Source organism: Thioalkalivibrio sp. ALE14, from assembly GCF_000376845.1.
Taxonomy (GTDB): domain Bacteria; phylum Pseudomonadota; class Gammaproteobacteria; order Ectothiorhodospirales; family Ectothiorhodospiraceae; genus Thioalkalivibrio.
In genome coordinates, this window is record NZ_AQXY01000027.1 from 135533 (window position 1) to 161414 (window position 25882).

The window sequence follows — 25882 nt, forward strand, 5'->3', positions numbered from 1 at the left end:
ATGCTGTGCAAACATCCCACCCGACCGTTTCACCACCGCGGCGTCGGCGACCCCTCGCCCGGCGACTACCGCCGCTGTCCTAACTGCCACCTGGTGAGTCTCGAACCCTCTGACTGGCCCGACCGCGAGGCGGAACGTGCGTATTACCGCACCCACGAAAACCGCCCCGACGATCCGGGCTACCAGGCCCATTTACAGCGGGTGATACAGCCACTGCTCGAGGCTCTGCCGCCGCCCGCTCGCGGCCTCGACTGGGGCTGCGGACCACAACCGGTCCTCGCAACCCTGCTGCGGCATCAGGGCTACCGGATGGACACCTGGGACCCGGCCTTTGCGCCCGACCGGCCCGACCCACCCGGCCCCGGCTGGGATTTCGTCACCTGCACCGAAGTCATGGAACACATACACCGTCCCCGGGAGGCGCTGCAGACCATGCTCGACCACCTGCGCCCCGGCGGCATCCTGGCCGTGATGACCGAATGGCCTCCCGAGGCGGCCCGCTTTCGCCGCTGGCATTACCGCCGCGATCCCACCCATGTCGCCTTCTACGGGCCCGAGACCCTGCACTGGATCGCGGACCAGCTGGATTGCGCACTGAAGCTGCCGTCGCGTGACATCGCCCTGTTCACCCGTACCCGGGATTGTGCGCAATGATCGACCGCCCGCGCGGGGCTTGTCCGGACGACTTCGGGTACACCCATCCGCGCTAGCAAGCGAGCCATGCCGGCTCCGGAGCCAACCAGCCAACCAGCCAACCAGCCAACGGAGATGCTGCCGCTGGGCGTGGTCATCCGCGAAGCGGACTACGGCCGATGGTGAGGCCTCTCGCCGCGGCCACTGGCATGCGGCCACAAGCGACCCGGCCAATCGGATCGCCGCCCCCGGACTGGAACGGGCGTCACACCGATGCGGTTACCCCATCACGCCCGGGGAACAACGCCGCCTCATGCCGTTCTTTGACTGGTACCGTAACCCTTCAGCGTGGCTTCCCGAACAGCGGAGAGTCCTCCCGGAAGGCCGTACGCCCCCAACGTCCATATGGGCATCTCAGACGGCTCACCGGCGACAAGGCGCGCCCACGTGGCCGGGCGCGACAGCGCATTGGCCTTGATGTGATGCGTTTCCGGGGCGTTGCGGCTCGGCACCCGGGGCACCTGGCGCATGCTGCCGCCGGCATCACCGGGCCACGCTTGTTAAGCTGGGGTTAAGTGCGATTGTCTACGCTATACCTGTACTTATGAGGAGAAGTTTTATGAAGATTCGTTCGCAGTCCCTCGCCGGACTGATCGCCGCCGCCGCGCTCGCCCTGGCCAGCCCGCTCGTCATGGCCCAGGGGATGGGCCAGCAAGGCCAGGGTGGTATGGGCATGCAAGGCGGCCAGGGCGGTAACCCGCAGATGGAGATGCAGCAGCTCCAGCAGACCCTCGCCGAGACCCAGCAGCAAGCCATTCAGAACAACCCGCAGCTGGAGCAGAAAGGCGAAGAACTGGAAAACCTGGTGCTGGACAAGATGGAGTCCGCCGGCTACCAGCCGCGCCGCGATCTGGAAACCCTCGAATCCGCCGAGGAACGCCTGCGCGATCCGGACCTGAGCGCCGAAGAGCGCCAGCAGGTTATCCAGTCCGAGGACGTGCAGCAGGCGCAGATGAACCTGCAGGAGGCCCAGCAGGCGGTCGCGCAGGATCAGGAGATCCGCGAGGCCCAGGAATCCCTGCGTGACGACCTGATGGCCGCCATGCGCCAGGAGAACGCCGATATCGACAACGTGATCGAGCGCATGCAGAGCCTGCAACAGCAGATGCAGCAGCAACAGGGTGGGCAGGGCGGCATGATGCGCTGATCGCGCAGCCCTCCCCTTCCGCCCGACGAAACGCCCGGCTCCCGCGAGGGGGCCGGGCTTTTTTGTGTTCGACCCGGGCGCCCGCAGGACCCCAACGGGGGCTGCCGTCAATCGAGGCGTCCGGTCTCCTGCGCCAGTGCGCGCAATGCGTCCGTCTGCCCCTCGGGCAGCTCGCTCCATTCGAAGCGCCAGCTCCAGTTGCGCTCGTCCACCGTACCGGGGATGTTCATGCGCGCATCCGACCCCAGCTGCAGGGCATCCTGCATGGGCAGGATCGCCAGCTGCGCCGGCGAACGGAACGCCGCGCGGATCAGCGGCCAGGGCATCTCTCCGGCCGGGCCCTCGTCCAGCGTCGCGATTACATGCTGCTGCATCTCCAGGTCCAGGCAACGGAACCAGCCCAGGGTAGTGTCATTGTCATGGGTGCCGGTGTACACGGCACTCAGTTCGTCGTGATTGGCCGGCAGGTAGGGGTTGTCCGGCCCGCCCTCGAAGGCGAACTGCAGGATGCGCATGCCGGGCAGGTCGAAGCGCAGACGCAAGGCCGTCACCTCCGGGGTGATCACGCCCAGGTCCTCTGCCAGCAACGGCAGTACGCCCAGACGGTCCTGCAGCTGTTCAAAGAAGTCGGCACCCGGCCCCGCCACCCAGTGGCCCTGCGTGGCATCCGGCTCGCTTGCCGGCACGGCCCAGCTGGCCTCGAAACCGCGGAAGTGGTCGATCCGCACCGCATCCACCGTCTCCAGCGTCCAGCGCATGCGCTCGACCCACCAGTCGTACCCCCGTTCGGCCAGACGGTCCCAGCGGTAATGGGGATTGCCCCAGCGCTGGCCGGTCTCGGAGAAGTAATCCGGCGGCACGCCGGCCACCGTCAGGGGGTGCCCCGTCGCATCCAGATCGAACAGGTCGCGGTGGGCCCAGACCTCCGCGGAGTCGTGGGCCACGAAGATGGGCATGTCGCCGAGGATCAGGATATCCCGTGCGCGCGCATGCTCGCGCACGTCCTGCCACTGGTCGAACAGCACGAACTGGGCGAAACACACGGCCTCCAGTGCCTCCCCCGACTCGGTTTCCACGGCCGCCAGGGCCTCCGGATCACGGTCGCGCAACCCCGCCGGCCATTCCCACCAGGGACGGTCGCCCTGGCGTGCGCGAATGACCACGAAGCGCGCGAAATCCTCCAGCCACACCGGCCCCTGAGCGTCGCGAAACGCCTGATAGGCCTGAGCCCAGCCGTCGGCCATCTGCTCCAGCCGTTCCCGCGCCTCGTGCAGCAGGGTCTCGACGGGCGAATCCGGCCCATCCAGGCCCGCGCGTTCGCCAAGACGTTGCGGATCGATCAGACGGACATCCCCCGCGAAGGCGGAGATACTCGCATACGGGGAGCCGTCCTCCTGGGGCGGATGCAGCGGGAGAATCTGCCACAGGCTGAACCCGGCGTCCCGTGCCCAGTCGAGGAAGCGGAAGGCCTCCTGCCCCAGCGTGCCCACCGGGCCCGGACCCGGCAGCGAGACCGGATGCAGCAACACGCCGGCCCGGCGCCGCTGCATCAGGGGGTTACAGTGCTCCTCACCCGCCTCCATCGACTACTGTCCCTTCCGCATGGTCCCACCCGCAGCCGGATCACCACCACCGACCGAAAGTACCTCGCCCAGGGACTCCGGCACTTCCAGGTCGGCCAGCTGGTACAGGCGTGCGAGGTGGCGGCGGTAGAGTTGTTCGAAGTCACTCACTGAGCCGGCCGGGTTGTATTCCCCGAACCACCAGCACCAGTCGGACCCCTCGCAGACCGCCAGCTGCTTGCGCAACTCCGGCGTATCCAGGGCCGGATGCCGTGCGATGGCCTGATCCACGGCCGTCCAGGCCTCGATCAGGCGATCCCAGCCCAGGTTCTTGTCCGGATCGCCGATCCAGGTGGAGAAGGTCCCGTACACCCAGGAACCGGCCACCATGCCCGGCAGTTCACCACGTTCCGTCCGCGGGCCGGTACGCTGGCAGACGTCGGAGAAGGTGCACAGGTTCAGCCGCGGGTTTTCCGCCAGCCGCTCGTACAGCGCCCGCAGGAAGTAAAATCCGTTATCCGGGTAGTACTCCCAGGCATTCTCGCCATCCAGGATGACCGGCACCACGCCACCCTCGGGAGAAGCCTCGGCAATATTTTCCAGGTGTTGCACGAAATCCCCGACGGCATCGTCGGCATGCCAGTCGGCGTAGCGAAACCCGATGGCATCGGACAAGCCGTCATCGCGAAAGAACAGCTCGGTCCTTGCACCTTCCAGGCAATAGGGCCGGTGCAGCCAGCCCTCCTGTTCCGCCGAGCCGGTATGCGACTCGGCCGTCTGCCCCGCCGCGGCCAGGCTGTTGCCCAGCACGGTCTGGCCGCTGGCCGTCCAGCAGATCCCGTAGTCATCCAGCAGGCGCACCGTGGCTTCGCTGAGACTGCCCTCCGACGGCCAGCAGCCGCGTGGACGGAAGCCGAAGTACTGCTCGAACACCTCCAGACCGCGTTCGATGTGCCAGCGCACACGCGCCTCGCCCTCCGGATATGCCGGCGCATTCGGCAACTCGACATCCGGCATCGCCTCGCGTGCCGAGTTCAGGTCCAGAAGCAACGGCATGATCGGGTGCGCATAGGGTGTAAAGGAGAGTTCCACACGCCCCTGCTCCGCCAGTTCACGATAGCGCGGCAGGATCGCCTTCACCTCGTCGCGGATCAGCTTCAGCAGACGACCGCGAACATCGCGGTTGAAACCCGTCTCGGCCTTCAGCCAGCCCTGTACCTCCGGATAGGCGCGGCGCACCGTCTCCCCTAGCCAGGCCAGGTGGTAGCAGGTGGCCAGGTCCTGGAAATAGCGGGTGTCCAGGTGCGCCAGCAGCACCGGGTCCTCCAGCGCCTGGCGCGCCAGCGCCGCCAGGCGCTCGAACAGCGGGAAGGGCTCGATCATCCGCGGGGCATGCGCGCGCAGGCAGACGCGCAGGATCTCGCGACGCTGCACGGGATCCACCGGGACAATGTCCATCTGCAGCAGGTCGAGTACCGGATCACCAAAGCTCGAGCGACTGCCGATGCCGGCATCCAGCCGTTCACCATAGTCCGCGATCTGCTCCAGCAGGATCGGCGCGAAATTCACCACCGCCCGGGCCTGGGGACAGGCCTCCAGGTGGGCCGCCATGTCGGTGTAGTCCTTCAGCGCATGCAGATAGGTCCACGGCAGCACGTACTCGCGCGCGCCCGAGTCGTAGTACTGCGGCTGATGCATGTGCCAGCACAGCACCACGTCGAGCTGTGGTGCCTGCGTAGCGAGGGCCGTCCTTGCGTCGGATTCAGCGGACATGGTGGGTCGCCTGTCCAAGCATCTCCGGCGTCACCACCCGCACCCCGCCCGGGGAGACGAAGTAGTCGCGGGCATCGGCCTCGTCGTCCACCCCGATCTCCGTCCCGTCCGGCACCCTGCAGCCCTTGTCGATCACCGCGTTGCGGATTACGCAGTTCTCGCCAACGGTCACGCTTGGCAGGATCACCGAGTCCTCGACCGTGGCACAGGCATTGACCTGCACATTCGAGAACAGCAGCGAGTGACGCACGGTACTGCCGGAGATGATGCAGCCGCCGGAAACCATGGAGTCGATCGCCATGCCGCGGCGGTCCTCGTCATCGAACACGAACCCGGCCGGCGGCAGCTGCTCCTGGTAGGTCCAGATCGGCCATTCCGAGTCGTACAGATTCAGTTCAGGGGTCACGCCGATCAGCTCCAGGTTCGCCTGCCAGTAGGAGTCGATCGTCCCCACGTCGCGCCAGTAGCCCTGGCGCACGCCCTGCTCGTCGCGGAACGGATAGGCCATCACCTGGTAGCGCTCGATGATGCCGGGAATGATGTCCTTGCCGAAGTCGTGGCTGGAAAAGGTGTCGTCCGCATCCTTGATCAGCTGCTCGAACAGGAATTCGGTGTTGATCACGTAGATCCCCATGGAAGCCAGCGAGTGGGTCTTGCTGCCGGGGATGAGCGCCGGGTCCTCCGGCTTCTCGGCAAACGAGGTGATGCGGCTGGCGGCATCCACGCCCATGACGCCGAAGGCCTTGGCGCGCTCCTGCTCCACCTCCAGGCAGCCCACCGTCATGTCGGCCCCGCTCTCCACGTGGAAGGCGATCATCTGGCCGTAGTCCATCTTGTAGATGTGGTCGCCGGCCAGGATCAGCACATAGCGTGGGTTGTGCTGCCGGATGATGTCGATGTTCTGATAGACCGCATCGGCCGTCCCGGCGTACCAGGAGGTCTCGATGCGCTGCTGCGCCGGCAGCAGCTCGATGAACTCGCCAAACTCCCCGCGCAGGAAGCTCCAGCCACGCTGCATGTGCTGGATCAGCGAATGTGCCTTGTACTGGGTGACCACCGCCACCTGGCGAATCCCGGAGTTGATGCAGTTGGACAGGGGGAAGTCGATGATGCGGAACTTCCCGCCGAAGGGCACGGCCGGCTTGGCCCGCCACAGTGTCAATTGTTTCAGTCGCGAACCACGTCCGCCGGCCAGAATCAGGGCGAGGGTCTCCCGGGTCAGGCGGCTAACGTAACGTTGCGGTTGTGGAGTCATGCATCCATCCTTGCCAAAAAGAGTGATACCCACGTGTTCGGCCAATCCAACCCGAACCCTGCTGTTCCACCTCCGAAACGCGAGCTTGATCCGAGTATGGCAACAGCCCCCGACAAATGCACCCGCTCCGTCGCCGATTCATTGGGACGTCTGGCCGAGGCGCGACACCATGATCCCCATAGCGTCCTCGGCCGCCATGCGCTGGATCAACAAACCATCTGCTACCGAGCCTGGCTGCCGCACGCGGACGCGGCGTCCATCACACTTTGTGACGGTCGCCCCGCTTCACTGGAACCCGCCGCCGGGTACCCGGGGCTGTTCCTGTGGCAAGGCCCGTCGGACGACCTCCCCGCGCACCCGCAGCTGGAGTGGCACGCCGAGGGTGGCACGACAACATTGCAGCAGGTCGATCCCTGGGCCTTCGCGCCGGACATCCCCGAATTCGACCGCCACCTGTTCGCCGAAGGCCGCCACTGGCATGCCCACCGCATGCTGGGTGCCCATCCGCTCACCCGCGACGGCATCCACGGCGTGCGCTTTGCCGTCTGGGCGCCCAACGCCGAGCGCGTCTCGGTGGTCGGTGACTTCAACCGCTGGGATGGCCGCTGCCACCCGATGACCGTCCACCCCGGCAGCGGCATATGGGAGCTCTTTATCCCGGACCTGGCCACGGAGACGCTGTACAAGTTCGAGATCCGCAACCGCGACCAGGGCAGTCTGCACCTGAAGGCCGATCCCTACGCCCGCGCCTACCAGCTCCGCCCCGAGACCGCCTCGCGGATCCAGCCCCCCAGCCGCTACGCCTGGGACGACGACCACTGGATGCGCAATCGCGATCCCGAGGCCTGGAAGCACCGGCCCATGAGCATCTACGAGGTGCACCTGGGCTCCTGGCAGCGCAGCCCGGAGGGCGAATGGCCCAACTACCGCGACCTGGCCGAGCGTCTGGTGCCCTACGCGCGCGACCTGGGCTTCACCCACCTCGAGTTGCTGCCGATCACCGAGCACCCGTTCGACGGCTCCTGGGGCTACCAGAGCACGGGGTTTTTCGCCCCCACCTCTCGCTTCGGCAACGCGGACGACTTTCGCTACTTCGTCGACCAGGCCCACCAGGCCGGACTGGGCGTGATCCTCGACTGGGTCCCGGGCCACTTCCCGCGCGACGAGTTCGCGCTGGCCCGCTTCGACGGCACCGCGCTGTACGAGCACGCCGACCCGCGCATCGGCGAGCACCGCGGCTGGGGCACGCTGATCTTCAACTACTCGCGCCCCGAGGTCCGCAACTTCCTGCTCTCCAGCGCCCTATGCTGGGTCGAGGACTTCCACCTCGACGGCCTGCGCGTGGATGCCGTCGCCTCCATGCTCTATCGCGACTACGACCGCGAAGGCGAGGACTGGCTGCCCAACATCCACGGCGGCAACGAAAACCTGGAGGCCATCGACTTCCTGCGCCACCTGAACGAGACGGTCCAGACCAGTCATCCGGGCGTCGCCATGATCGCCGAGGAATCCACCGCCTGGCCGGGGGTCAGCCGCCCGCCTTCCATGGGCGGGCTGGGCTTCACCATGAAGTGGAACATGGGCTGGATGCACGACACCCTGACCTATTTCGGGATGGACCCGATCTACCGCACCCACCACCATGGCCAGCTCACCTTCGGCCAACTCTACGCCTACAGCGAGAATTTCGTCCTGCCGTTCTCGCATGACGAGGTGGTACACGGAAAGCGCAGTCTGCGCGGCCGCATGCCCGGCAACGAGTGGGAACAGCACGCCAACCTGCGCCTGCTCTACAGCTGGCAGTGGCTCTACCCCGGCAAGAAGCTGCTGTTCATGGGCCAGGAATTCGGCCAGGGTCCGGAATGGTCGGAGGATCGCGAACTGGACTGGTACGTGCTGCAGTACCCGCTGCACCAGGGCCTGCAGAACCTGGTGCGCGACCTCAACCGGGTGTACCGTGAAGACCCGGCCCTGCACGCCCGCGAATTCGAGCCGGACGGCTTCGACTGGCTGGACTGCGACGACGCCGAGCACTCCACCCTCAGCTTCGTGCGCCGCGACCACCAGGGCCGCCAGGTCGTAGTGGTGCTGAACCTGACGCCGGTGGAGCGCCCGGCCTACCCCGTACCCGCGCCCCACGCCGGGCGCTGGCGGGTCACCCTGAACAGCGACGCCGAGGTCTACGGTGGGGGCTCGCGCGGCCCGGCGGAGGCCTATGCCGAGCCGGTGGAACGCCACGGGCACCCCGCGACGCTCTACCTGCATCTGCCGCCACTGGCGGCCCTGTTACTGGAGCCAGCCGGCGACTGACGTCGGGGCGCCTCGGGCCGAAGCCGCTAAGACCGGCTCCTGTTTGCAGGCCCGTGCGGGCCCGGAACTCGCGGCACCAATGCCGGCCATGGGCTCGGGATCGGGATCGGGCTCATTCCAGGCGATAAAGCCCGCCATCCGAATGGTCCGTCAGCACATAGATGTGCCCCTCCGGTCCCTCGCGGACATCACGAATGCGCCCGATCTTGCCGTGCAGCAGCTCTTCCATGTGCACGACTTCGTCGTCCTCGATCACGATGCGCAGGATCCGTTCGGCACGCAGGCCACCCGCCAGCAGATTGCCTTGCCAGGACTCGAAGCGATCCGCGGTCACCATCGCCAGCCCGGACGGCGCCAGCGTCGGCAGGAACTCGTAGACCGGGTCGATCATGTCCGCGTCGTGACGCGCCTCGCCAAAGGGTTCCTCGGACCGGTAGTCGCGCCCCCGCGACACCACCGGCCAGCCGTAGTTGCCCCCGGCTTCCATGCGATTAAGTTCATCCCCGCCCCGGGGCCCATGGTCCGTCAGCCAGATCGTGCCGTCCGCCGGATCCACCACCAGACCCTGCGAATTGCGCAGGCCATAGGCAAAGATGTGTGGCTGGGCATCATCGCGGTCGACAAACGGGTTGTCCGCCGGGGCCTCGCCATCCTCGGTCAGGCGCAGCAGGGACCCGGTATGTGCAGAAAGGTCCTGGGACGGGTCTTCCTGCCGACGATCGCCGATCGTCATCAACAGGGTGCCATCGGCCTGCCAGGCCAGCCGCGAACCGAAGTGGCCCGGATTGCTGCCGCCCCGGTCCTGACGGAACAGCTCCTCCACCTCGTGCAGGGCCCCGTCCTCCAGACGCCCGCGCCCCAGCGCGGTGTAGGACTGGTCGGAATCCCCGGTGACATAGGTGAAATACACCCGGTGGTTCGCCGCGAAGTCCGGGTGCAGCACGACATCCAGCAAGCCGCCCTGGCCGCGCGCCACGACCTCCGGCACACCCTCGACCGAGCTCACCTCGCCATCGCGCACCTGTTTCAGCGCACCCGTCCGTTCGGTCACCAGATAGCCGCCGTCCGGCAGGAAGGCTACCGACCAGGGATGCTCCAGACCACCGGCTACCCGCACGAGATCGAATTGTTCGTACTCGCTCGAGATGCCTTCCTCGACCACTTCGCCGGCCAGGGCCGAGCCCACCAGCGCCAGCCCCGCGACCAGCGCACCGGTGCGGATGGCGTAGCCTCGTGTCATTGCCTCTCGCATGCCGTACCTCCCGTTATCTGCCATTGCAGAAATGGGACACGACGACCGGGGGATTGTTCACGCGACGGCGTGGTGTGCCGAATCAGGCCTCCGGGCGCAGGTGCGGGAACAGCAGCACGTCACGGATCGACGGGCTGTTCGTCAGCAGCATCACCAGGCGGTCGATGCCGATGCCCTCGCCGGCCGTGGGCGGCAGGCCATATTCCAGGGCGCGGATGTAGTCGGCGTCGTAGTGCATCGCCTCGTCGTCGCCCGCGTCCTTCTCCGCGACCTGGGCCTGGAAACGCTCGGCCTGGTCCTCGGGGTCGTTGAGCTCGGAGAAGCCGTTGGCGATCTCGCGCCCACCGACGAACAACTCGAAGCGATCGGTCACGAACGGGTCGTCGTCGTTGCGCCGCGCCAGCGGCGAGACCTCGGTCGGATAGGCGGTGATGAAGGTCGGGTGGCGCAGCTTGTTCTCGGCGGTGTATTCGAAGATCTCGGTCCACAGCTTGCCGAGCCCAAAGCTCGCCTTGATCGGGATCTCCAGACGCTCGCAGTGGGCGCGCACCTTGTCGATGTCCGCGAGGTCCTCGCTGCTGATCTCCGAATTGTGCTCGAGGATCGCCTCGCGAACCGTCATGCGGGTGAACGGCTGGCCGAAATCGTAGGTCTCGCCCTGGTACTCGATGGTGGTCGTGCCCAGCACGTCCTCGCACAGCCCGCGCAGCAACGTCTCGGTGCGGTCCATCAGCGCATGGTAGTCCACGAACGCCTCGTAGAACTCCAGCATGGTGAACTCGGGGTTGTGCCGGGTGGACAGCCCCTCGTTGCGGAAATTGCGGTTGATCTCGAAGACCTTCTCGAAGCCGCCGACGACCAGACGCTTCAGGTACAGCTCCGGCGCGATGCGCAGGTACAGCGGCATGTCCAGCGCATTGTGGTGCGTGGCGAACGGCCGCGCGGTCGCGCCGCCCGGGATCACCTGCATCATCGGGGTCTCCACCTCGATGAAGTCCTCGCGCTCGAAGTATTCGCGGATGTAGCGCACGATCCGGGTGCGGGTGCGGAACAGCTCGCGGCTGTCCGGGCTGGTGATCAGGTCCACGTAGCGCTGGCGATAGCGCTGTTCCTGATCGGTCAGGCCATGGAACTTCTCCGGCAGCGGGCGCAGGCTCTTGGTCAGCAGGCGCAGCTCATCCAGCTTGACCGTCAGCTCGCCGGTCTTGGTCTTGAACAGCGTACCCTGCCCGCCAACGATGTCCCCCAGATCCCACTGCTTGAACGCCGGGTAGACGCCCTCCGGCAACCGGTCGCGCTCGGCGAACAGCTGGATATCGCCCGACTGGTCGCGCAGGCGAATAAAGCTCGCCTTGCCCATCACGCGCTTGCCGACCATGCGCCCGGCCACAACCACGCGGATCCCCTGCGCCTCCAGGTCCTCGCCCTCGGTTTCGTCATGTGCCGCATGCAACTCCGCGGCCAGCGCGTCGCGGCGGAAGTCGTTGGGGAAGGCCGGGCCGGCCGCACGCAGCTCGTTCAGCTTGGCGCGGCGCTGGGCGATCAGCTTGTTCTCGTCAGTGGTTTCGGTCATCGCGAATTCCGCCAATAGGGATACTTACAAGCCGCTCTTCAGGCTGGCTTCGATGAAGGGGTCGAGATCGCCGTCGAGTACGGCCTGGGTATTGCCCACCTCGACGCCGGTGCGCAGATCCTTGATCCGCGACTGGTCCAGCACATAGGAGCGGATCTGGCTGCCCCAGCCGATGTCGGACTTGGTGTCCTCCACCGCCTGTTTCTCGGCGTTGCGCTCCTGCAGCTCGCGCTCGTAGAGCTTGGCGCGCAGCTGATTCATCGCCATCTCGCGGTTCTTGTGCTGCGAGCGGCCGGCCTGACAGGCAGTGACCACCCCGGTCGGGACGTGCGTGATGCGCACCGCCGAGTCAGTGGTGTTCACGTGCTGGCCACCCGCGCCGGAGGAGCGGTAGGTATCCACCCGGAGATCCGCGGGATTGATCTCGATCTCGAAGTTCTCGTCGATCTCTGGAGAGGCGAACACCGACGCGAACGAGGTATGCCGCCGGTTGCCGGAATCGAACGGCGACTTGCGCACCAGCCGGTGCACGCCGGTCTCGGTGCGCAGCCAGCCGAAGGCGTACTCGCCCTGGATGTGCACCGTCGCGCTCTTGATCCCGGCGGTCTCGCCCTCGGAGAGCTCGATCACCTCGGCCTTGAAGCCCTTGTGCTCGGCCCAGCGCAGGTACATGCGCAGCAGGATGTTGGCCCAGTCCTGGGCCTCGGTGCCCCCGGAACCGGCCTGGATATCGAGGTAGGCGTTGGCCTCGTCCATATCGCCGGAGAACATGCGGCGAAACTCCAGGCCCTCGATACGCGCGGTCAGCGCCTCGACATCGGCCTCGACCGATGCCGCCGTTTCCTCGTCATCGTCCGCCTCGGCCATCTCCAGCAGATCCCGGCTCTCGTCCAGCTGGGTCCCGATCTCGCGGACATTAACGACCACACCCTCGAGCTGGGCGCGCTCCTTGTTCAGGGCCTGGGCCTGCTCCGGGTCGTTCCAGATATCCGGGTTCTGCTCCAGCTCGCGCTGGACTTCCTCTAGCCGTTCTTCCTTGGCAGGGTAGTCAAAGATACCCCCTAAGGGCATCCAGACGGCCCTTCAGGTCATCGATTCGGGAATACAGCGCGTTCAGTTCCATGGCAGTTTCCGTCGGGTGCCGCGAAGCGCGCGGCACGTTCCATCACGTGGCGAGAAAAGCCGCGCAGTATAACACCCGCACACCGATTCAGGGCCGCCGTGGCCGTCGCCAGAAGGCCAGCGCGTGGCGACGTTCGAGCCGCAGCACAGGGTCGTCGCACTGCGGGTCCACGAACTCGAGGGCTCGCAGACGACCGCGAAGGAGGTCGCGCACCCGGGGCGCGGCCACGTCGTCGGCGACCGATTCCAGCAGCTCCAGGCGTCGCTCGGGTGACGGCGGCGCCCCGAGGGCGTCGACCACCGCCACCGTGTCGCCCGCCTCCGCCGGCGTGCAGGCTGGGTCCGGACACCAGTCGATGCCGGCGCCCTGTGCCAGCCAGCGGCCGATCGCCCCGGCCCCGCATACCCGGCTCACATCGGTGGGGCCACCGGCATACCCCGGCGTCCACAACCAGAGCCCGTGCACCGCACCGCACCCCTGGCGCTCGCGCTCCAGATTGACCGGATGCTGGAACCAGGCCATCTGCAAGCCGGTCGCCAGGACCTGCAGGCGCCGCGCCACATCGCCCTCCAGCGAGTGGGCGACCATGGACCGCCCGAGCCCTACCGACGGCGGCGGGCCCGAGGCCTCCCCCTCCGCGTCCATGCGCAGCGCCCACAGGCCGTCGTCGCCCAGGCTCAGGCTTGCGCCGGCCGCTTCCAGTTCCGGCTGCGCGGCCGCCCACAGGGCCTGGCGATCGGCGTCCGCCACCGGTTCTACAGGCGAGGCCACCAGGTCCTTCATCCCCGGCGTCAGCTGTATCGGCTGCGCCAGCCAGGTCCGCAAGCCCGTTCCCCGCGGCCGATAGCCCAGCCTTTCGGCCAATGCCGCCTCCCAGCCGCAAGCCCCCGCCAGCGCCTCCGCCGGCCTGGCGCGACCGAGCCAGCGGGCCAGACGCCGCACTGCGGGCGATCCATCACCCGCGGTCGCCCCCGGCGATGCCCACAGGCCCGGGAGCAGCACGATCACCCGCTGGTCCGCTCCGCCCCCGGTCATTGATCGGACCCGTAGCGTCCCCTCGGCGCATCCTGTTCCTTCGCGGGATCCTTCTCGATGCCCGGGGTGATCCGGCCCTCGTCATCGTAGGGGAAGCGGATATGGCCATAGCGCAGGATCAGCACGGCCCCGGCGAGGATCAGGACCCCCGCCGTCACCGCGATCAGCTCCCAGACCGACATGTCCTTCATGTCGATGATCACGTAACGCGCCAGCGCGACGATCGCGATGTAGATGGGCAGGCGCACCGGCAGGCGCCCGGATCGCAGATAGATCCCGACCATCGCCAGCACCTCGAGAAAGATGAACAGCAACAGCAGGTCGGCAAGCCCGACCCACATTGCCGAGATCATGCTGGCGATCTCCTGCAGGATCGCGATCACGGTGGCCACCGCGATGACGACCAGCACGGCCACCTCGACGTGATGCAGGGCGCGGCGTCCGGCGCGTTCGACGTTCATGCACTTCCCCTGATGCGCGAAAACTCGCGCCATCGTATCACCCGCATCCGTGCAGGAACGCGGCCTGTGCCCGGTGGTCTATAACCACAGGCACCTTTACCATCGGGCCGCTGCCATGACCCACCGATTCGTCCCTCCCATTCCGCTGTCCTCGCCTCGCCACCGCCGGTCCGGCGTTCCTGCCCTCCTTATGGGGTTGGCCCTGCTCCTGCTGCTGTCACCCGTGACCGCGGCAGACTATCCGACCGACTCGAGCATCGACTGGCAGGACTGGGACAGCGGGCTGTTCGCAGAATCCGAGGCCCGCGAGCGTCCGATCTTCCTCTACTTCCATGGCCAGTGGTGCACATGGTGCCGCGACTTCCAGGACGAGTCGCTGGAGAACCCCTCGGTGGTGGATGCCATCGACGAACACTACATCCCGGTGCTGGTCGATCTGGACGAACGCGCGGACCTGTTCCGACGCTACGGCGGGCGCGGCCTGCCCTTCGTGGTCATCGTGAATCACGAGGACGAGATGCTGACCCGGTTCACCGGGCACGTGACCGCCCGCGACCTCGAGAGCATCCTCCAGGCGCAGCGTGACATGTTCTCGGTCACCGGCCGCGAGATCACGCCGGACGATGCGGCGATTGCCGATCTCGACGCCTTCATGGAGATGCTGGACGAGGTCTATGACAACCGCGCCGACCGCCTGAGCGGCAGCGCCACCTTCGGCACCCTCAGCAAGCGCCCGCAGCCCTGGACCTACCGCTTCCTTCTTGGTGCCGATGCCTGGGATGACCGCATGCCGGGCCTGCTCGACCAGATCGCGGAGGACCTCTACGACGAGGTCGAGGGCGGTTTCTTCTTCTTCCACGATCCGGACCAGCGCGACCCCGTCCTGGCCCTGGAGACCTCGAAGCGCCTGGACCAGAACGCCGCCTTCCTGTGGCTGTTCTCCGAGGCCCATGATCACCTCGGCGACGAACACTACGCGGAGATCGCGCGCGGCATCCGCGACTACCTGCGCGACCACCTGTGGGACGCCCGCCAGCTGCGCTTCGGCAACAGCCAGTACGCCGACCGCGACTACTATCAGCTGGACCCGGAAACCCGTACCCAGACCGCCCCGCCGAGGGTCGACCGCAATACCTATGCGGACACATCCGGCCAGGCCATTGCGGCGCTCGCCAACATGGCCCGGGTGCTGGACGACCGCGACACGCTCGACTGGGCGCGCGAGGCGCTGGACGCGCTGGATCGCTATCTGCTTACCCGCAACGGCTACCTCCACGGCATTACCGCCACCGGGCGGCCGGCGATGCAAGGCTACCTGCCCTCGCAGATCTGGCCGGAGATTGCCCGCCAGGAACTGGCCCGCGCTGCCGAGGCACTGGGCGGGGAACGCCCGGACCTGCCCGATCCGATCGCCGCCCTGGATCGTCTGGAACCGTTCTTCGACGAGGATCTGGGTGCCCACGCCGAACGCATCGGGACGGACCTGGAGCCCTGGTCCGAGACCCGCACCCAGGCCGCCCTGGCCTGGTGGCTCTACCGCCTGCCGGAGGATGCCGTCGAGGCCTCCCATATCGACCGCGACACGGTGCGCGAACGCCTGCGCATCGAGCCGGGCGCGGATCCTGACGACGTCGCCCTCGGATTCGACGCCCTGCGCCGGGGCTTCTGAACCCCGACTTCAGGTCTCCGCGAGCCCCCCGCGCCCAAGCCCGCGGGAGACGCACCGGCAACACCGGCGGCAACGCGCTCAGCCCTGCTGACGGAAGCCCTCGACCTCGCCCTGTAGCTGCTGCGCCAGGGCCTCCAGGGCCTCCACCGCCTGCTGCATCTCGTTCGCCCCATCGGCATTGCGCACGGCGATGTCGTTGATGTGGTGGATGTTGCGGTTGATCTCTTCCGCCACCTGGCTTTGCTCCTCGGTCGCGCTGGCCACCTGGCGGGTCATGTCGTCGATGGCGGTCACCGAGTCGTGGATGTACTCCAGGGTCTCGCCGGCCTCGCCAGCCTTTTCCACCGAGGTCTCGGCATGCTGCTGGCTCACCTCCATCGCCTGCACCGCACGGGTCGCCCCGCCCTGGAGGCGCTGGATGATCTCGCGGATCTCGCCGGTCGAGTCATTCGTGCGTTGCGCCAGATGACGTACCTCGTCGGCCACCACCGCGAATCCCCGCCCGGCCTCGCCGGCTCGCGCCGCCTCGATCGCCGCGTTCAGGGCCAGCAGGTTGGTCTTCTCGGCGATCTCCTCGATCACCTGCAGGATGGTGCCGATGTTGTCGCTGTCGCCCTTCAGCTCGCCGATCACGTTGCTCGCCTGGCGGATCTCCCCGGCCAGGGTATTGATCGCGCCCTGCGTGGCCTGTACCACGGTGCGTCCGCCTTCCGCCGCCCGGGTCGCCTGACCGGCGCTCTCCGCGGTGCTCTGGGTGTTGTTGGCCACCTCCTGCACGGTCGCGGACATCTGGTTCATCGCCGTAACCACCTGCTCCACGTCGCCACGCTGCTCGTGGGTGGCCCGCGTCATTTCGTTGCTGCGCCCTTCCAGCTGGCGCGCCGAGGCCGCGATGCCGTCGGCCGCATCCGCGACCTGCCGGATCAACCCGGACAGCCGGCCCATCACCGTGTTAAAGGCCTCCCCGGTGCGCCCGATCTCGTCGTCCGTGGTGACCTCCACTCGGTGCCCGAGATCGGCGCGCCCCTCGCCAATCGCCTCCAGACCCTCGGCCAGGCGCTCCAGGGGCCGCGTCAGCACGTTCGCGTAGAACCAGCCGATGCCCAGCGCCACCACGAACGCGATCACCCACAGCGCCCACAGCAGCCACCACAGCTGCGTCACCAGGGCCTCGTCGACCCCGGCGGCAAGATCGCCCTTCATGGTGTGGAACGTCACCCCGCCCATGATCGAAAGCGGCACCGTGCTCACCACGATCACCAGGATAATCAGCTTCAGTCGCAGCCCACCCAACGGTCCAATCTTCATCGACGCCCTCCTTTCCGTCCCTTAACGACCAGCCGGCCCCGCCCTTGAGTCGGCACAGTATCCACCACCCAACGATCCCCATCGTGATCAAGGTCAAGGGCGATTAACAGGAAGATGGGAAGACAAGAAGATTTTTCGGGTGGGCGCCGAGGATCGGCTGGCACCTGGGCTTACAGGATCGTCCTGTACTCCTCGGCGCCCCAATTAAACCAGCCTTCCCATCTTCCTGTTAGAGCTTTTCGCCCTTGAGCCAAAGTCCCAGCGCAGAGGCACAAAAAACCCGCGGCCCCGGAAATCGGGGCCGCGGGTTCGCGGTACTACGCTGGCGAGTCGGACTAGCGACCGCGCGCCGCGCGATTGCCGCTGGCGGACGGGCGGCCGTTACCCCCGCGACCACCGCCGCCGGGCTTGCCACCGCGCCCGTTGCGCGGGGCACCATTGCGGGCACCGCCGCCCGGCTTGCCACCGCGGCGGTTGGCGTTACCGTCATTGGCGGCCGGCTTCGGCGCGGCGAAGCCCTCGGTCTCGATGCGGTCGATCGGGCGCTGGATCAGGCGCTCGATGCCCTTCAGCAGCTTGATCTCCTCGCCGTCCACCAGCGACAGCGCGGCACCGGCGGAACCGGCACGCCCGGTGCGGCCGATGCGGTGCACATAGTCCTCCGGCACGTTCGGCAGCTCGAAGTTGACCACCTGCGGCAGCTGGTCGATATCCAGTCCGCGCGCGGCGATATCCGTGGCCACCAGCACCGGCACCTGGCCGGACTTGAACTGCTTCAGCGCCTTGGTGCGCGCCGCCTGGCTCTTGTTACCGTGGATCGCCTCCGAGCGCACGCCGTCTTTCGACAGCTTCTCGGCCAGGCGGTTGGCGCCATGCTTGGTGCGGGTGAATACCAGCACCTGTTCCCAGTTATTGGTTCGGATCAGGTGGCTCAACAGCTCGCGCTTCTGGCTGGTTTCGACCAGATGCACGCTCTGCTGCACGCTCTCGGCGGCCGTGTTACGCGGGGCGATGTCGATCTCCGCCGGGCGGGTCAGCAAGCCGTTGGCCAGCTTGCGGATCTCGTCGGAGAAAGTCGCCGAGAACATCAGGTTCTGGCGGTTCTTCGGCATCATCGCGATCAACTTCTTGATGTCACGAATGAAGCCCATGTCCAGCATGCGATCGGCCTCGTCGAGGACCAGGATCTCCACGCCGGACAGGTCGATGGTCTTCTGGTTGGCGTGATCCAGCAGACGCCCCGGGGTCGCCACCACGATGTCCATGCGGTCGCGCAGGGCCTTGATCTGCGGGTTCATGTTCACGCCGCCAAAGATCGTCATCGAGCGCATCTTGAGGTTGCGCCCGTAGGTCTTCACGGAGTCGTGCACCTGCGCGGCCAGTTCCCGAGTCGGGGTCAGCACCAGGCAGCGCGGGCGGCCCGCACCGGGCTTGGGCGCATCGCTGGTGGACAGGCGCTGCAGGATCGGCAGGGTAAAGCCGGCGGTCTTGCCGGTGCCGGTCTGGGCGGCGGCCAGCAGGTCGCCCCCCTTCAGGACTTCGGGGATCGCCCGGGCCTGGATCGGGGTCGGGTGCTGGTACCCGGAGGCTTCCAGCGCGCGCAAAAGGGTATCGGCCAACCCGAGGTCGGCAAAGGTCGTATCAGTCATGGAATGCTCCAACGCTACCCGCCACTCGTTCAACAAGAGCACCCATCGGGGGAAACGAAATCAGGGGGATCACTGTGAACCGGAATGGCTCTGGATCAGATGAACGGACGCTGACGGGCGGGGCGTTCGATGCGCGCACTATACGCCTTTCGTCAATGAAAAGACACCGCTTCCATAATCCCCTAGATATATATTTGTTTTGTGAGGGAATATCGGCTAGCTTCCTATCCATAAAAGAAACCGATGCCTACGCAGCACCGGTCAGGCCGACGCGACGCCAACAACAACAGATCGGCCAGCAGGGGAACCACAATGAAACGCAATCTGCCCATCACCGGGATCGAGGTGGACTACCCGGAGAGTGCCAACATCCTCTCCACCACCAACCTCAAGGGAGCCATTAGCTACGTCAATCCGGAGTTCATCGACATCAGCGGCTTCGAGGAAGAAGAGCTGCTGGGCAAGAACCACAACGTGGTCCGCCACCCGGACATGCCCCCTGCCGCATTCCAGGACCTCTGGCAGACCATTCAGGGCGGGCGATCCTGGATGGGCATGGTGAAGAACCGCTGCAAGAACGGCGACCACTACTGGGTCAGTGCCTATGTGACCCCGGTGACCGAGGACGGTCAAACGGTGGAATACCAGTCCGTGCGGACCAAGCCGCGGCGCGACCTGGTAGAGAAGGCCGAATCCGTCTACGCCGCCCTGCGCGAGGGGCGGATGCCCCTGGCGCTGCGTCTGCCACGCATTGGCATCAAGACCAAGGCGGTCGCATCGGTGGCCGGCGGCGTGCTGGCCGGCCTGATTGCAAGCATCGCGTTGACCAGCATCACCCTGGGGACCGCACTGGTCTTCACTCTGACCGCCCTGCTGGTCGGGGGCCTGCTCCTCTGGACCAGCCTGACGCCGCTATGCCGCGCCGTGGCCCACGCCCGCCGCATCGCCAGCAACCCGGTCAGCCAGTACATCTACACCGGTCGCACCGACGAGGCCGGCGAGCTCCTGTTCGCCCTGGAGATGCTGGAGGCAGAGGGCGGCGCGGTCGTCGGGCGCATGGGGAATGCGGCCGAACGCCTTACCCGGACAGCCGACGCCCTGGTGACCGCGGTCGGTGACAGCCGGCAAGCCTGCAACCATCAACAGACCGAGACCGAACAGGTGGCGAGTGCCACCCAGCAGATGGTGAACAGCGTGCAGGAAGTCGCGCGCAGCGCCCAGGGTGCCGCCGATGCAGCGGATCGGACCGACCGCGAAGCCGGTGCCGGAAGCGCCGTGGTGGGCGAGAGCACTCAGGCGATCGAGAACCTGGGCAAGCGGATCCGCGATGGCTCCGGTGTAATGGCCGAACTGGACCAGCACAGCCAGGACATCACCAGCGTACTCGACGTCATCCGCGGCATCGCCGAGCAGACCAACCTGCTCGCCCTCAACGCGGCGATCGAGGCCGCGCGCGCCGGCGAACAGGGCCGTGGCTTCGCCGTAGTGGCGGACGAGGTGCGCACACTGGCCAGTCGGACTCAGGACTCCACCGCCGAAATCCAGCAGATGATCGAGCGTCTTCAGGATCGCGCACGGGCGGCAGTGTCCACCATGGAGCAAAGCCGGGCTCAGGCCGAAACCAGCGTCGAACAGGCGCAACAGGCCGCGGCGGCACTGGACAATATCACCACGGGCGTCGGGCAGATCCGCGACATGAGCACCCGGATCGCGGCCGCCGTGGAACAACAGGGGACCGCCGGCGAAGAGATCCGCCGCGGGGTCGACTCCATCCGCAACGCCGCCGACACGACAGCGAACCGCGCCGACCAAAGCGAGGCCGCTGCCCGTGAGGTCGCACAGCTCGCCACAGGATTGCAGGGCCTCGCCCGGCAATTCTGGGCAAGACATCGCTGAAAGGAAAAGCATCCGGATGACTTCCCGATCCGATCGGTACCTGCGCCAGCATATGGGCCTCGCCTCCGGCGTACTGCTGGCCCTGTTGCTGTTCCCACTGGTGATCTGGTTACTCGGCCTGGACCTGCCCCGGATCCTGCCCCGTGAGCACCTGACGGCGTTCCATACGGCGGCGGAGCTGTTCGCGGTGGTCGTCGCGGTACTGGTGTTTGCGGTCGGCTACCACGTCATCGACCGGCGTCGGGTCGCCGCTTCGGTCCTGCTCGCCTGCGCCTTCCTGGCGGTCGCGCTGCTCGATTTCCTGCACCTGATGACCTATCCGGCGATGCCGGACTTCATCACCCCCAACTCGACGCAGCAGACCCTGTTCTTCTGGCTGGCCGCGCGCCTCGTCGGTGCGGCCGCGTTGCTGGCCTACGTGGCCCTGCCGATGGTCGCCCACAGCGACGGGCCGCCTCGCCATATCTACCTGATCGGGAGCCTGTTGCTGGTCGCCCTGCTCGCATGGATCGGTCTGTGGCATGCCGGGATCATCCCGCCCCTGTTCGACCCGATCAGCGGCCTCACAACCTTCAAGCTGGGGCTCGAGGCACTGGTGATCGCCCTGCATCTGGTTACGCTGGCCCTGCTGGTCCTGCGCCGCGAACTCCTGCAACGTCCCGGCATGCCACTGGTGGCCGCGGCGCTGGTCATCAGCATGGGGAGCGGGATGTTCTTCATGTTCTACGAAGACCTGACCGACACCCCCTTCGTACTGGGCCACCTGTACAAGCTCGCGGCCTACCTGCTGATCTACCAGGGGCTGTTCCTGGAAAGCGTGCGCTCGCCGCTGGAGCGCCTGCACCTGGCCCACCGCGATATCGAGAACCGCGAACGACGCTACCAGCAACTGGTAGAGACGGCCCCCGACGGTGTACTGGTCACCGACATGGACGGGCGCATCGTGATGGCCAACCGCAACATCGAGCGCCTGTTCGGCTATCCCCGCCAGCAGCTGATCGGCCAAGCGGTGGAACTCCTCGTCCCGGAGCGCCTGCGCGAACGCCACCGGGGCCATCGCCAGGCTCACAGCCACAGCATCAACCGGCGCACCATGGGCCAGGTGCCGCACCTGCGCGGACGCCGCATCGACGGCACCGAGTTCCCGCTGGATATCAGCCTGAACGCATTCGATGACACCGACGGACGCCGGATCACCGCCTTCATCCGCGACATCACCGACCGCCAGCGTCGCGAAGCGCGCATCCAGCACCAGGCCACCCACGACAGCCTGACGGAACTGCCCAACCGCTGGCTGCTGCACGATCGCCTGACCCAGGGCATCTCCCAGGCCGAACATCACGACCATCCGATCGCGGTGATGCTCCTCGACCTCGACAATTTCAAGATGGTAAACGACACCTTCGGCCACCACGAGGGCGACCAGCTCCTCAAGGCCGTGGCCGCGCGCCTGCAGGGTGCCCTCGACCACGAAGCCACCATCGGGCGCTTCGGGGGCGACGAATTCATGATCCTGCTGACCAACGTCGAGGACGAACAGGCCATTGGCACGATCGCCCAGCGCATCCTCGGGATCTTCCATACACCGTTCCAGACCGAGCACGCGCGCAACCTGGCCGCCACCGGCAGCCTCGGCATTGCCCTGTTTCCGCGCGACGCCCGCGACGAGCACAACCTGGTGCGCTACGCCGACATGGCGATGTACGAGGCCAAGCATTCCGGGCGCAACACCTATGCCTTCTTTTCACAGCACCTGGACGCCCAGGTCCACGAGGAGCAGCGCGTGCAACAGCGCCTGCAGCAGGCGCTGGAAAATGGCGATCTCGATCTGCACTACCAGCCGCTGCTGGAGGTCGCCTCCAATCGCATCATCGGCGTCGAGGCGCTTGCGCGCTGGACAGATGCCGAACTCGGAGCGGTACCTCCCGCACGCTTCATCGCCAGCGCCGAGGCCAATGGCCTGATCCTGTCCCTCGGCGACTGGGTCATCCGCGAGGCCTGCGAACAGCTCGCCCAATGGGACCGAGCGGGACTGAACCTGCGCCTTGCCATCAACATCTCGGCCATGCAATTTCGCCAGCACGACCTCGTGGAACGCCTGGGCGCAGCCCTCGAGGCCACCGGCGCCCCGGCCCAGCGCCTCGAGATCGAGGTCACCGAGACCGTGGCCATGTCCGACGTTGCGTTGACCCGCGACCAACTGCGCGGTCTGAAGGCCCTGGGCATCCGCGTAGCCCTGGACGACTTCGGCACCGGCTACTCTTCGCTCGCCTACCTGAAATCACTCCCCATCGACAAGCTCAAGATCGACCGCTCTTTCATCGCCGACATCGGCCAGGACCCGGAATCCGGGATGATCCTGCGCTCCATCGTGCACCTCGGCCACAGCCTGGGCCTGACCCTGGTCGCCGAAGGGGTGGAAACCCCGGAACAACGGGCGTTCCTGCACGATATCGGCTGCGACCTGTACCAGGGCTGGCTGCATTCCCCGGCCATGGAGGGCCGCGACCTCCAGAGCCACCTGCGACGCGAAACGGTGTGATGACCCTCCCGGAATCACAACCATGTGACCAGTCCGGGAGTAAGTTCGATGCAGATTGCGTCTAGGTTCGAATCAGGCGGCAAAAGATCGCCAGGACCATTGTCAGGGGGAGACAACATGGCCCACCGGGAATCACCCGACGCCACGGCATCCGATTCGACCCTCCATCGGCACGATTACCGTTCCGCTATCGCCATCACCGCGGGCTTCGCGGTGGTGTTGCTGCTCATGGCGTTGATGATCATGATCGGGCTCGATCGCATCAGCCAGGTGCATGACCGGCTCGATGTCATCGTCCACGAACACAACGTCAAGACGGAATTGCTCAATAACATGCGCACCGCCGCACGCGAGCGGTCCGTGACCCTGCTGCGCCTGTCGATCACCGACGACCCCTTCGACATCGACGAGGGAATCATGGAGTTCCGGGGCCACGCCTCGGACTTCATGGTCAACCGCAACGAACTCGAGGCAATGCCGCTGTCCGAGCGCGAGCAGGAGCTGCTGGCGGAATCCCGCGAGCTGACCATGCGCGCCGTCGAGGTCCAGGAGCGCGTGCTCGACAAGATCCTCGATGGCGACATGGAAAACGCCTCGACCTGGTTGCTGGAACAGGCGATCCCGAGGCAGAACGAGGTGCTGGACAACCACGCCTCGCTGCTCGAGCTGCAACAGGAGGCAGCGGAGGCCGCGGCGCGGGACACCGCGGAGCAATACGAGAAAGCGGTCCAGTTCATGTCCTTGCTCGGCGGCGCCGCCGTGCTGATCGGGATCCTCGTGGCCCTCGGCGTCCTGCGTCGCAGCCGCGACATCGAGACCGAACTGTTCCGCGAGAAGGAGCGAGCCCAGGTAACCCTGCACGCCATCGGCGACGCGGTCATCACCGTCGACACGGACGGGCGCATCGACTACCTCAACCCGGTGGCCGAACACCTGACCGGCTGGAGCGATGCCGAGGCCCGCGACGAACAACTGGACCGGGTGTTCCGCACCATCCGCGAAGATGACGGCACGCCGCTCCCGCACCCCCTGGTGGAGGCCGTCCCCGACGGCACTGCCTGCAGCCTGGACCAGGGCGCGATCCTGGTCGCCCGCGACGGCCGCGAGTACGGGATCGAGGAGGTTTCCGCACCTATCCGGGATCGCTCGGGCGCCGTCATCGGGGCGGTTCTTGTCTTCCGCGATGTCTCCCGCGCGCGCGAGATGGCCCGGGACCTGTCCTGGGCCGCCACCCACGACTGCCTGACCTCGCTGGCCAACCGCATGGAGTTCGAGCGTCGCCTGCGCCAACTGGTCACCAGCGCCCATCAGGACGGCCGCGAGCACGCCCTGCTGTACATGGACCTTGACCAGTTCAAGCTGGTGAACGACACCTGCGGCCACGGCGCCGGCGACGATCTGCTGTGCCAGCTGACATCCCAGATGCAGGCCCAGTTGCGCGAGAGCGACATCCTGGCCCGTCTTGGCGGCGACGAGTTCGGCGTCCTGCTGGAAAGCTGCCCGCTGGAGCGCGCGGAGCAGATCGCGGAGGACCTGCGCCGGGCCATCGAGCAGTTCCGCTTCGACTGGGAAGGCCGCCTGTTCCGGGTCGGCATCAGCATCGGGGTCGTCCCGATCCGCGGCGAACACGGCCACGCGGCCCAGTTCATGAGCGAGGCCGACGCCGCCTGCTACCTGGCCAAGGAGCGCGGGCGCAACCGCATCCACGTCTCGCGCCCCGACGACGCGGCCCTTTGCCACCACCAGGGCGAGATGAACTGCCTGCAGCGCATCAACCACGCCCTGCAGAACAACCACTTCTGGCTGTACGGCCAGCATATCGAGCCGCTCTCCGGCGGTGGCCCACGGCATACCGAAGTGCTGCTGCGCATGATCGACGAAGACGGCGCCATCACGCCGCCCAGTACGTTTATTCCGGCCGCGGAACGCTACGGCCTGATGGCCGCCATTGACCGCTGGGTCATCGATCGGGTCCTGAAGATCGCGTCCCAGTCACCCGAAGATGAAGGCCAGTTCGCCATCAACCTGTCCGGGCAGTCGCTGTGCGAGCGCGGCTTGCTGGACTACATCGTGGAACGCATCGAGACCAGCGGCGTAACGCCGCACCGCCTGTGCTTCGAGATCACCGAGACCGCCGCCATCGCCAACCTCAACCAGGCCAGCCGCTTTGTGAACACCCTGCGTGCCAGGGGCTGCTGCTTCTCGCTCGACGACTTCGGCACCGGCATGGCGTCATTCGGCTATCTCAAGACCTTGCGCGTGGACTACCTGAAGATTGACGGCAGCTTCGTGCGCGACATGAACGATGACCCGATCAGCCACGCCATGGTCGAGAGCATCCACCACATCGGCCATGTCATGGGCATCAAGACCGTCGCCGAATGCGTCTCTCACGAAGGCCTGCTATCGCCCCTGCGGGCCATCGGCATCGACTACGCCCAGGGCTTCGGGCTGCACCTCCCCGAACCCCTGGAACCTTGCCCGATTCAACGCGAAGGCCGCACCACCGACACCCGCTACGCCTGATCGTTTGGGGTTCGCAAACCGTCTCGCATCCAACCCTCGCATCTCCCGGCGCTGGCCCAGCCGATGCTCGGGCGCAGCCATCGGCCTGCGAGCCCCGATACCACCGCC

17 protein-coding genes are annotated in these 25882 nt (G+C 66.7%); 7 read left to right on the forward strand and 10 right to left on the reverse strand.

Annotated features, from left to right (window positions below; translation table 11 throughout):
- The first annotated feature begins 3 nt into the window (after positions 1-3).
- A complete protein-coding gene (locus F572_RS0107440) occupies positions 4-654 on the forward strand; it encodes a class I SAM-dependent methyltransferase (protein WP_026143036.1) in 651 nt (216 codons plus the stop codon).
- 598 nt (positions 655-1252) lie between these two features.
- Positions 1253-1840 carry a hypothetical protein gene (locus F572_RS0107445; protein ID WP_017942136.1) on the forward strand — a complete coding sequence of 196 codons (588 nt, stop codon included), beginning with the start codon at positions 1253-1255 and terminating at the stop codon, positions 1838-1840.
- Between the two features lie 107 nt (positions 1841-1947).
- Here F572_RS0107445 and malQ read toward each other — a convergent pair whose 3' ends face one another.
- From malQ to glgC, 3 genes are read right to left on the reverse strand one after another with little or no spacing between them, the layout of a single operon-like run.
- On the reverse strand, positions 1948-3423 hold the full coding sequence (gene malQ / locus F572_RS0107450) for a 4-alpha-glucanotransferase (RefSeq protein ID WP_017942137.1): 1476 nt from the start codon (positions 3421-3423) through the stop codon (positions 1948-1950).
- A 3-nt stretch (positions 3424-3426) separates the two neighbouring features.
- Entirely contained in the window at positions 3427-5175 is a 1749-nt protein-coding gene (locus F572_RS0107455) for a glycoside hydrolase family 57 protein (protein ID WP_026143037.1), read from the reverse strand.
- Positions 5165-6430 (reverse strand): glucose-1-phosphate adenylyltransferase, encoded by a 1266-nt coding sequence (gene glgC, locus F572_RS0107460; protein ID WP_018158429.1) that lies wholly within the window; start codon positions 6428-6430, stop codon positions 5165-5167. Before glgC ends, F572_RS0107455 begins: the two co-directional genes overlap by 11 nt.
- Positions 6431-6526: 96 nt before the next feature.
- On the opposite strand from glgC, the gene glgB reads away from it, so the two are divergent.
- Complete coding sequence (glgB, locus tag F572_RS0107465) at positions 6527-8740, forward strand: 1,4-alpha-glucan branching protein GlgB (RefSeq protein WP_081602025.1); 2214 nt, start codon at positions 6527-6529, stop codon at positions 8738-8740.
- Positions 8741-8852: 112 nt separating this feature from the next.
- Here glgB and F572_RS0107470 read toward each other — a convergent pair whose 3' ends face one another.
- The 5 genes from F572_RS0107470 to F572_RS0107490 all read right to left on the reverse strand — a co-directional run bounded on the left by F572_RS0107470 (position 8853) and on the right by F572_RS0107490 (position 14184).
- Positions 8853-9980, reverse strand: coding sequence for a PQQ-dependent sugar dehydrogenase (locus F572_RS0107470; RefSeq protein WP_017942141.1), 1128 nt, complete (start codon positions 9978-9980; stop codon positions 8853-8855).
- 94 nt (positions 9981-10074) lie between these two features.
- The gene (gene lysS, locus F572_RS0107475) at positions 10075-11565 is read right to left on the reverse strand and encodes a lysine--tRNA ligase (protein WP_017942142.1); all 1491 of its coding nucleotides are present in this window, start codon (positions 11563-11565) and stop codon (positions 10075-10077) included.
- 24 nt (positions 11566-11589) lie between these two features.
- Positions 11590-12688, reverse strand: a protein-coding gene (gene prfB / locus F572_RS0107480; RefSeq protein ID WP_155983898.1) for a peptide chain release factor 2 whose coding sequence is annotated in 2 segments (ribosomal slippage) — positions 11590-12615 and positions 12617-12688 — 1098 coding nt in all. Because the reading frame shifts where the segments join, the coding sequence is not laid out codon by codon here.
- Between the two features lie 87 nt (positions 12689-12775).
- Positions 12776-13552, reverse strand: a complete 777-nt coding sequence (locus tag F572_RS0107485; RefSeq protein ID WP_026143041.1) for a hypothetical protein — start codon at positions 13550-13552, stop codon at positions 12776-12778.
- A 167-nt stretch (positions 13553-13719) separates the two neighbouring features.
- Positions 13720-14184, reverse strand: a complete 465-nt coding sequence (locus F572_RS0107490; RefSeq protein ID WP_017942145.1) for a phosphate-starvation-inducible protein PsiE — start codon at positions 14182-14184, stop codon at positions 13720-13722.
- A 190-nt stretch (positions 14185-14374) separates the two neighbouring features.
- Here F572_RS0107490 and F572_RS0107495 point away from each other — a divergent pair, with 190 nt between their 5' ends.
- A complete protein-coding gene (locus F572_RS0107495; RefSeq protein WP_017942146.1) occupies positions 14375-15853 on the forward strand; it encodes a DUF255 domain-containing protein in 1479 nt (492 codons plus the stop codon).
- Between the two features lie 78 nt (positions 15854-15931).
- Here the strand turns inward: F572_RS0107495 and F572_RS0107500 are convergent, their stop codons facing one another.
- Both F572_RS0107500 and F572_RS0107505 read right to left on the reverse strand, forming a co-directional pair.
- Positions 15932-17161 carry a methyl-accepting chemotaxis protein gene (locus F572_RS0107500; RefSeq protein ID WP_017942147.1) on the reverse strand — a complete coding sequence of 410 codons (1230 nt, stop codon included), beginning with the start codon at positions 17159-17161 and terminating at the stop codon, positions 15932-15934.
- 335 nt (positions 17162-17496) lie between these two features.
- Positions 17497-18810 (reverse strand): DEAD/DEAH box helicase, encoded by a 1314-nt coding sequence (locus tag F572_RS0107505; RefSeq protein WP_017942148.1) that lies wholly within the window; start codon positions 18808-18810, stop codon positions 17497-17499.
- 312 nt (positions 18811-19122) lie between these two features.
- Here F572_RS0107505 and F572_RS0107510 point away from each other — a divergent pair, with 312 nt between their 5' ends.
- From F572_RS0107510 to F572_RS0107520, 3 genes are all read left to right on the forward strand, one after another.
- Positions 19123-20706: a PAS domain-containing methyl-accepting chemotaxis protein gene (locus F572_RS0107510; RefSeq protein WP_017942149.1), complete on the forward strand. Its 1584-nt coding sequence runs from the start codon at positions 19123-19125 to the stop codon at positions 20704-20706.
- Positions 20707-20722: 16 nt separating this feature from the next.
- Complete coding sequence (locus F572_RS0107515) at positions 20723-23248, forward strand: EAL domain-containing protein (RefSeq protein WP_017942150.1); 2526 nt, start codon at positions 20723-20725, stop codon at positions 23246-23248.
- Positions 23249-23365: 117 nt separating this feature from the next.
- On the forward strand, positions 23366-25774 hold the full coding sequence (locus tag F572_RS0107520; RefSeq protein WP_017942151.1) for an EAL domain-containing protein: 2409 nt from the start codon (positions 23366-23368) through the stop codon (positions 25772-25774).
- Positions 25775-25882 lie beyond the last annotated feature (108 nt).

Excerpts from the sequence above, each read along its gene's own strand:
- F572_RS0107445 (WP_017942136.1), top strand. The coding sequence starts at position 1,253 with ATGAAGATTCGTTCGCAGTCCCTCGCCGGACTGATCGCCGCCGCCGCG.
- F572_RS0107500 (WP_017942147.1), bottom strand. The coding sequence starts at position 17,161 with ATGAAGATTGGACCGTTGGGTGGGCTGCGACTGAAGCTGATTATCCTG.
- F572_RS0107495 (WP_017942146.1), top strand. The coding sequence starts at position 14,375 with ATGGGGTTGGCCCTGCTCCTGCTGCTGTCACCCGTGACCGCGGCAGAC.
- malQ (WP_017942137.1), bottom strand. The coding sequence starts at position 3,423 with ATGGAGGCGGGTGAGGAGCACTGTAACCCCCTGATGCAGCGGCGCCGG.
- F572_RS0107510 (WP_017942149.1), top strand. The coding sequence starts at position 19,123 with ATGAAACGCAATCTGCCCATCACCGGGATCGAGGTGGACTACCCGGAG.
- F572_RS0107490 (WP_017942145.1), bottom strand. The coding sequence starts at position 14,184 with ATGAACGTCGAACGCGCCGGACGCCGCGCCCTGCATCACGTCGAGGTG.
- F572_RS0107470 (WP_017942141.1), bottom strand. The coding sequence starts at position 9,980 with ATGACACGAGGCTACGCCATCCGCACCGGTGCGCTGGTCGCGGGGCTG.
- F572_RS0107505 (WP_017942148.1), bottom strand. The coding sequence starts at position 18,810 with ATGACTGATACGACCTTTGCCGACCTCGGGTTGGCCGATACCCTTTTG.
- glgC (WP_018158429.1), bottom strand. The coding sequence starts at position 6,430 with ATGACTCCACAACCGCAACGTTACGTTAGCCGCCTGACCCGGGAGACC.
- F572_RS0107520 (WP_017942151.1), top strand. The coding sequence starts at position 23,366 with ATGGCCCACCGGGAATCACCCGACGCCACGGCATCCGATTCGACCCTC.
- F572_RS0107515 (WP_017942150.1), top strand. The coding sequence starts at position 20,723 with ATGACTTCCCGATCCGATCGGTACCTGCGCCAGCATATGGGCCTCGCC.
- F572_RS0107455 (WP_026143037.1), bottom strand. The coding sequence starts at position 5,175 with ATGTCCGCTGAATCCGACGCAAGGACGGCCCTCGCTACGCAGGCACCA.
- lysS (WP_017942142.1), bottom strand. The coding sequence starts at position 11,565 with ATGACCGAAACCACTGACGAGAACAAGCTGATCGCCCAGCGCCGCGCC.
- glgB (WP_081602025.1), top strand. The coding sequence starts at position 6,527 with ATGGCAACAGCCCCCGACAAATGCACCCGCTCCGTCGCCGATTCATTG.